This window comes from Rothia mucilaginosa (assembly GCF_964211445.1).
GTDB classification, from domain to species: domain Bacteria; phylum Actinomycetota; class Actinomycetes; order Actinomycetales; family Micrococcaceae; genus Rothia; species Rothia mucilaginosa_E.
In genome coordinates this window covers 44621-51595 of sequence record NZ_CAXOQT010000017.1, presented here as the reverse complement: position 1 = coordinate 51595, position 6975 = coordinate 44621, and the positions used below count along the sequence as shown (strand labels likewise).

Below are 6975 nucleotides of genomic sequence, written 5' to 3'. Positions count from 1 at the left end.
CCGTTTGGGGTGCTGTCTCAATGTCTAGTGCTGCAGGTTTAGTGCTGCAGGTGCGCGACAGCTTCGTCAGCGCTCATGTTCTTATCAGCCATGAGCTTCTTGACGCGGTCGGCGTACACGTCCACGTATACCTGACCGCTCAGGGAGCGAATCTCGGAGCCGATACGGTCGGCAATTTCGCGCTGAACGCGGTGACTCATGTCCGATCCGTCGGTGTATTCCTCGAAGGTGAGGGGCTTGCCGATAATGGTACGCACCTGAATAGGCTTGCCGTCGTGGCGCAGGCGGATACGGTTCGAGCCGGAGGGCTGAATCAGGTCGGTACCGATCTGACCGACGGGCACTACGGGCACGCCTGCTTCAACTGCGAGGCGGGCAACACCGACCTTGGGGCGGTAGCCGCGTCCATCGGGGCTGCGGGTACCTTCGGGGTAGATACCAATCACGCCACCGTCTTTGAGGACCTGCGCGCCGGCGTTGAGGGATTCCTGGCTCTTCTGACCACCCGAACGGTCCATGGGCAGCTGACCGACGCCGCGGAAGAACGCCGCCATGGCGCGGCCCTTCACGCCGGGGGTGGTGAAGTAGTCGCTCTTGGCGAGGAAGTTCACGGTGCGAGGCATGGCGAGAGGAATGAAAATGGAGTCGCAGAACGCCAGGTGGTTGCTGGCAACGATGTAGGGACCCTCGGGCAGATTCTCAAGGCCCACCACGTCATGGTGGTACAGTCCCTGCAGCAGGGGGGAGCCAAGAATCTTAAGGGTTGAATAGAGGGCGGTGTTAGGCATAGGGTCTCCTCTCTGAATGTTCCCGGCTCAATTCTAGCGTGTCTGGAGAGGCGCGAGGGAACGCGCGATAATTAAAGAAAAGAGAACGATTTTTCTGCGCACCGGTGTGCGGGTGCGCGCTGGGCGATGTACCACCCCGCGGTAGCCTCCGTGGCACTCTGGGCGGGTACGCTATAGAGCTATACCTGCATTGACCGTGTTGCAGGCGATCAAGGAGAATTATGAGCATTTTTGATAACTCATTGGAGCCGCTCAAGCGGATGCGCCGCAAGGCTCGCGAGCGCAGGCTTCTAGCAACCCAAAATGTTAAGGATTCTCTGGCGCGTCGCCTCGGGGAGGAGCAGGAGGCGTTCGATCACTCCCCCGTTTCTTTTAGCCCTGACCCTGCGCAGCATTCTGTGGGTATTTTGCTGGTGCACGGTTTTACGGGTTCGCCGCATAGTATGCGCCCGTTGGCTCAGCGTTTTATGGAGCTCGGTTATGCGGTGGAGATGCCGTTGCTGACCGGTCACGGCACCCGGTGGCAGGATTTGCGTGATAGTACCTACCAGCAGTGGCTGGATTCTGCCGAGCAGGGGTACCGCCGCCTGGTGGAGCAGGGCCTGCAGGTGGTGGTCATTGGCATGTCGATGGGCGGCACGGTGGCGACCCATCTATCGGCTCGTCTGCCGGTGGCGGGTACGGTGCTGATCAACCCCTACATGGTGGATGTGAACCCGATGATGCGCCATGCGGGCAAGGTCTCTAAGGTTCTGCCGATGCTCAAGGCGATTGGCTCCGATATTGCGATTCCTGGCGTGAGCGAGGGTGCGTATTCTATCGTTCCGACGGCGGCGGTGCATCAGCTGCATCTTTTGGGTGCGGAGACTCGCGCGCTGATTCCGCAGTTGAAGGCGCCGGTGCTGTATGCGCGTTCACTGGGCGATCATACTGTGTCGGATAGCTCCCATAAATATTTTCTCGAACATTGTTCAGTTCCTGTAGAATTTAGGTGGCTGACCCGCAGCTACCATGTGGCAACGCTCGACTACGACGCCGAGTATCTTCTCTCCACCGTTCAAGCTTTTGTCGCATCCCTAAACCACTAAATTCTGAAGGTTCCGCCCGTTGCACACCGGCGCATGCATCACCCGCCGCGGTGCGCAGAACACTCAGAAAGCCATCACGGCACCTCGAGAAATCGAGGACAGCCCGCGGCACCGGACCGCCCGAGCTTACGCCCTGATTTGAAAGGCGCATTATGAAAGTCTTCTCCACTCCCGCTGAGGTTCTCGTCGACCCCTCGCTGAACCTGACAAGCATTGTTGAGCGCCACCGAGCCGATAGCTCCAACCCTGTGCTGTACCGCCGTCAGATGTCTCCGGGTAACTGGCAACCGGTTCGCGCCCAGCAGTTCCACCAGATGGTAACCGACCTGGCGAAGGGCATGATTGCTGCGGGTATCCGCCCGGGTGACCGTGTGGGCATTATGAGCCGCACCCGCTTCGAATGGACCGTCATTGACTTCGCGATTTGGTACGCGGGTGCCATCTCCGTTCCGGTGTACGAGACCAACGCCCCTGCACAGGCGGCGTGGGCGCTCGCCCATTCGGAGGCTACCGCCATCTTCGTTGAGGATGAGAAGCTCCTGGCACGCATCGCCGAGGCTGAGGAGTTCGCCTCCACGACCGAAGAGCCCATGCAGTTGAAGCACCGCTGGGTCATTGAGAACGGCGACCTTGATACCCTCAGCGCTCGCGCATCCGAGGTGAGTGATGACCAGCTGGAGCAGGTACGTTCCGCAGCCGGCTGTGATGACATCGCGACCATTGTGTACACCTCCGGCACGACCGGTCGCCCCAAGGGTTGCGCGCTGACTCACGGCCACTTCCTGAACCTGAGCGCGAACACTAAAATTGCAGAGTCTGAGATTGCAAACCCCCGCAACTCCTCCATCCTTTTCTTGCCGCTGGCGCACGTTCTGGCGCGCCTGATTCAGGTTCTGGCGCTGGATGCCGGCCTGGTCATCGGCCACTCCCCCAATATTAAGAACCTGGCTGCTGACTTGGATAGCTTCAAGCCGACCATGCTGCTGGTGGTGCCCCGCGTCTTTGAGAAGGTGTACGAGGGCGCCATGGCGAAGGCGGCTAAGGGCGGTAAGTTCAACAAGGCTCTCTTTGAGCGTTCCACCGACATTGCGGTGCGCTGGTCGCAGGCGAAGGTTGAGGGGCGCGTGCCCATCAAGCTGGCGGCACAGTACGCTCTGTACGACAAGTTGGTCTACTCCAAGCTGCGTGCGGCCCTGGGCGGCGAGCTGCGTTACGCGGTCTCCGGCGGCGGTCCCCTCGGCGAGCGCCTGGCGCACTTCTTCCACGCGGTGGGTGTGCAGGTGGTTGAGGGTTACGGTCTGACCGAGACCTGCGCCCCGATTGCGGCTGGCCGCATCAACCCGTACCAGATTGGCATGATTGGCCCGCTCCTCCCCGGTGCAGAAGGCTATATCGCTGAGGACGGTGAGCTTCTGGTTCGTGGCGTGGGCGTGATTAGCAGCTACTACAAGAACCCTGAAGAGGACGCTCAGGCGTTCACCGAGGACGGCTGGTTCCGTACCGGTGACCTGGCTCGTTTCGATGAGCGGGGCTACCTGAAGATTGTGGGCCGCAAGAAGGAAATCATCGTCACCGCCGGCGGTAAGAACGTCATTCCGGGCATTGCGGAGAGCCATCTGCGCACCTCTCCCCTGGTGTCGCAGGCGATGCTGGTTGGCGATGAGAAGCCGTTCATCGCGGCGCTGGTGACTCTGGATCCGGATACCCTGCCCGAGCAGCTGGAGCACCTGGGGTTGCCGCGCTCGCTCTCCATTCCGGAGGCCGCTGTTCACCCGGCGGTTCGCGCCGCAATTCAGAAGCTCGTGGATGAGGCAAACCAGCTGGTTTCCCGCGCCGAGGGTATTCGCGAGTTCCGCATTATGAGCCGTGACCTGACCGAGGAAGATGGCTACCTGACTCCTTCGCAGAAGCTGCGCCGCGCAAAGATTCTGCAGGACTTCTCCTCCTACGTGGATGAGATGTACGGCAAGGTTTCCGATAGCACCTCGGATTCTTTGGCTCGCCTGCAGGAGTACGCGGCGGAGCAGTCTGAGAAGTTCGCTGAGCTGCGTGAGCAGGCAGCCGAGCGTCTGCACGAGTACGCTGACCAGCAGACGGAGCGTCTTGCCGAGCTGCGCGAGCAGGCTGCGGAGAAGCTTGAAGAGCTGCGCGAGCAGGCTGCTGAGCGTATGCAGAAGCCGCAGGAAGATAAGGCTGAGGCTGACGCCAAGAAGCCTGAGAAGGCGGAAAAGGCTGAGGATTCTTCTGAGGACACTTCGGAGAAGCCTGCCGAAGCGAAGAAAGCAGCTACTCAGCGTTCAGAAGGTGAAGATTCCTAAACATCCCTAGGTGAAGACAAATACGTAAGGAGGGGGTCGTACCACTGTGGTACGACCCCCTCCTTACGTATCTTGGCTCTTTTATCTAGCTATCGTTAGTTGGCGAGCTCGTCGAATTCCAGGCCGAGCAGCGCGTTCTCAACGATTTCGGTCAGTGCCGGGTGAATCCAGTACTGGCCGCGTGCGAGGGTGCGCGCATCCATGCCGAAGCTCATTGCCTGCAGTAGCGGCTGGATGAGCACGGAGGATTCTTCACCGACCAGGTGCGCGCCGAGCAGCTCGCCGTTGTCCTTGCGGGCAATGAGCTTGCACAGACCGGTCTTGTCTTCCATTGCCCAGCCGTAGGCGGTGTCGCCAAAGTTCTGCGCCTTGACGGTAATCTCAAAGCCTTCACGCTCAGCAGCCTCGCGAGCCTGCTCTTCGGTCATGCCGACCACGGCGATCTGCGGGTTGCTGAAGACAGCACCGGGTACGTAGCGGTGGTCGCTGGCGCGCAGGTCCTCGGGGTGGCTGAGGTTGTGCTGCACGACGCGTGCCTCGTGGTTTGCCACGTGCTTGAGCTGGTAGCGGCTGGATACGTCACCGAGAGCGTAGAGGCCGGGTACGGGTGCGCCGTTGTAGAGTACGCGCTGGTACTTGTCGACGCTGAGCTGACCGCCATCCTGAACGTCGAAGTAGTTCTTCGCGTTGAGGGTGTCGGTGTTGGGGCGGCGGCCGGTTGCCACGAGCACGGCGTCCGCGGGGATTTCGAGCAGTTCTTCACCGTTCTCGGTGGTGCGCTTTGCCACGACGGTGACGCTGCCGTCGGCGTTCTCACGAATTTCGGAGAGGCCAGCATTCTTAACGATGTTCCACTGCTTGTTTGCGGCTTCTTCGAAACGTGCCACGACCTCTTCGTCCACGCCGCGCAACAGGCGGGAGGAACGGTTCAGCTGAGTCACTTCGGTGCCGAATGCGGAGAAGACGTGGGAGAACTCTGCCGCAATCACGCCGCCGCCGATGACGACCATGCGTGCGGGCAGTTCGTCCATGCGCATGACGTTGTCGTTGGTGTACACCTTGGAGGAGTCAATGCCGGGCACGGGAGGCAACACGGCGCGGGAACCCGCGGCAATCACAATCTGGCGGCCCTGCAGGCGGGTGCCGTCGGTCAGCTCGATGGTGTGGGAGCCGACGAAACGCGCGTACTGGTCGTAGAAGTCCACGTTGGGCAGACCGGCGCGCCAGTTGCGGCCGCCTTCAGAAATCTGGTCAATGCGGGAGGCGAAGATACGGTCACGAATCTGTGCCCAGTGCACGGCATCCACGTGCGCGTCGACGCCCAGGTGCTTGACCTCGCGGGTCTTCTGCGCGATGGTCGCCGGGTAGACGTACATCTTGGTGGGGATGCAACCAACGTTCAGGCAGGTGCCGCCAAAGATGCCGCCATCGACCAGGGCGACCTTCTTGTCGTCCCATTCGGGGCCGATGAGGGTGTTGCCGGATCCGGAGCCGATGACAATGAGGTCGTACTGTGCTACGCCGTCAATGCGTTCTACGTTCTCGATGCTCATGTGGTCCTCTCGTTTAAGGTGTTGAGGCTGGGCTCGTTCCCCAGCGTGCCCCTCGATGACGGGCTTATTTCTGTTACTGCCACTATAACGCGTGGAAGGTCTGGGCTATTCCCAAGATCTCATCTCATTGCCTGTTGATACGCAAAAGTGCGCCGCCCCAAAGAACACAGCGCTGAGAACACGGCTGTTTCTTGAGAAGACGCACTCATGCATTGAAACTATTCGAGCCCGCGGATGAGTATTCCTTAGATGTCAGCCATGAGCCCTGCCAGCAGACGGGTGAAGTCAATGGCGGGGTCGACCGACTCTTCGTCGGGCCAAAAATGAATCGGGTAGGCGGCACCCTGCGCACGCTGAAGCACGGGGCTTTCGGCGAGCACCGGTTCTGCCACGAGCTCGCCAAAGAGGGAGCGCATTTCGTCACGGCGGTAGCGGTGTTCACTGTCGTTGGGGCGCATCTTGTTGATGATGACGCCAGCACCATCAATGCTGATGCCGCTTTCCTGCTGAAAACGCACGATGGCGCGCAGGGTTCGTTCGGTGCCCGCCACGGAGAAGAGGGAGGGCTCAGCGACCGAGAGGATACGCTCACTCACCGCCCAGCCCATCGAAGATAGGGTGCCGAGGAACGGCGGGCAGTCAATCAAGATGACGTCGTAGGCGTCCGCAACCGCCTCCACCATGCGCTTAAAACGGCGGATGAACGGCGCGGCTTCCTGGCGGTCCACGAGGGTGGAGCGTGCCGAGCCGCGCGCCACCTTCACGCTACCGGTGGTCACGGGGTTATTGGTCAGCAGGGTGGGCTTGCCGACGAGCGCGTTCCAGGAGGAGCTACCGGCTTCCTCAGCAAAGGCGCGCTCATTGGAGCTGGCGATCAGGGAGGCGACGTCGGGGATGGTTTCATCCACCGCCAGGCCGGTGCTGGCGTCGCCATGGGGGTCGAGGTCAATAACGAGTGTGGAGAGTCCGCTGTGTAATGCCGCGGAGGCAAGCCCCAAAGTGATGGACGTTTTGCCAACGCCACCTTTGAGGCTGCTGATACTGACGATGCGGGGCATGCAGGTCCCTTTTATGAGTGAGGTGTAATGCCCCTTTATTTTAGCGAATCTTCGCTTTTCTTCCGGCTCTGACAGGGGTGTATCTTGAGTTTTTTCTCAAGCGGGCATTGAATATTCCCTCGGGTTTAAAGCTTCAGCCCGCGCTCGCCAGCTAGGTTGGTGGCAAACGC

Annotated in this window: 5 protein-coding genes; 2 read left to right on the top strand and 3 right to left on the bottom strand. The window is 60.5% G+C overall.

Annotation, left to right across the window (positions count from 1 at the left end; genetic code table 11):
- Window positions 1-38: 38 nt before the first annotated feature.
- The gene (locus AB8E48_RS05675; protein WP_368886053.1) at window positions 39-788 is read right to left on the bottom strand and encodes a lysophospholipid acyltransferase family protein; all 750 of its coding nucleotides are present in this window, start codon (window positions 786-788) and stop codon (window positions 39-41) included.
- A gap of 221 nt (window positions 789-1009) precedes the next feature.
- On the opposite strand from AB8E48_RS05675, the gene AB8E48_RS05670 reads away from it, so the two are divergent.
- Window positions 1010-1876 (top strand): alpha/beta hydrolase, encoded by an 867-nt coding sequence (locus AB8E48_RS05670; RefSeq protein ID WP_368886052.1) that lies wholly within the window; start codon window positions 1010-1012, stop codon window positions 1874-1876.
- A gap of 152 nt (window positions 1877-2028) precedes the next feature.
- Window positions 2029-4194: an AMP-dependent synthetase/ligase gene (locus AB8E48_RS05665; protein WP_368886051.1), complete on the top strand. Its 2166-nt coding sequence runs from the start codon at window positions 2029-2031 to the stop codon at window positions 4192-4194.
- A 95-nt stretch (window positions 4195-4289) separates the two neighbouring features.
- Here the strand turns inward: AB8E48_RS05665 and AB8E48_RS05660 are convergent, their stop codons facing one another.
- Together AB8E48_RS05660 and AB8E48_RS05655 are read right to left on the bottom strand one after the other, a co-directional pair.
- Window positions 4290-5747, bottom strand: a complete 1458-nt coding sequence (locus AB8E48_RS05660) for a mycothione reductase (protein WP_368886050.1) — start codon at window positions 5745-5747, stop codon at window positions 4290-4292.
- 245 nt (window positions 5748-5992) lie between these two features.
- Window positions 5993-6805 carry a ParA family protein gene (locus tag AB8E48_RS05655; protein ID WP_368886049.1) on the bottom strand — a complete coding sequence of 271 codons (813 nt, stop codon included), beginning with the start codon at window positions 6803-6805 and terminating at the stop codon, window positions 5993-5995.
- Window positions 6806-6975 lie beyond the last annotated feature (170 nt).

What these genes read in the sequence shown, in the direction of transcription:
- AB8E48_RS05665 (WP_368886051.1), top strand. Translation starts at nt 2,029, where the DNA reads ATGAAAGTCTTCTCCACTCCCGCTGAGGTTCTCGTCGACCCCTCGCTG.
- AB8E48_RS05660 (WP_368886050.1), bottom strand. Translation starts at nt 5,747, where the DNA reads ATGAGCATCGAGAACGTAGAACGCATTGACGGCGTAGCACAGTACGAC.
- AB8E48_RS05655 (WP_368886049.1), bottom strand. Translation starts at nt 6,805, where the DNA reads ATGCCCCGCATCGTCAGTATCAGCAGCCTCAAAGGTGGCGTTGGCAAA.
- AB8E48_RS05670 (WP_368886052.1), top strand. Translation starts at nt 1,010, where the DNA reads ATGAGCATTTTTGATAACTCATTGGAGCCGCTCAAGCGGATGCGCCGC.
- AB8E48_RS05675 (WP_368886053.1), bottom strand. Translation starts at nt 788, where the DNA reads ATGCCTAACACCGCCCTCTATTCAACCCTTAAGATTCTTGGCTCCCCC.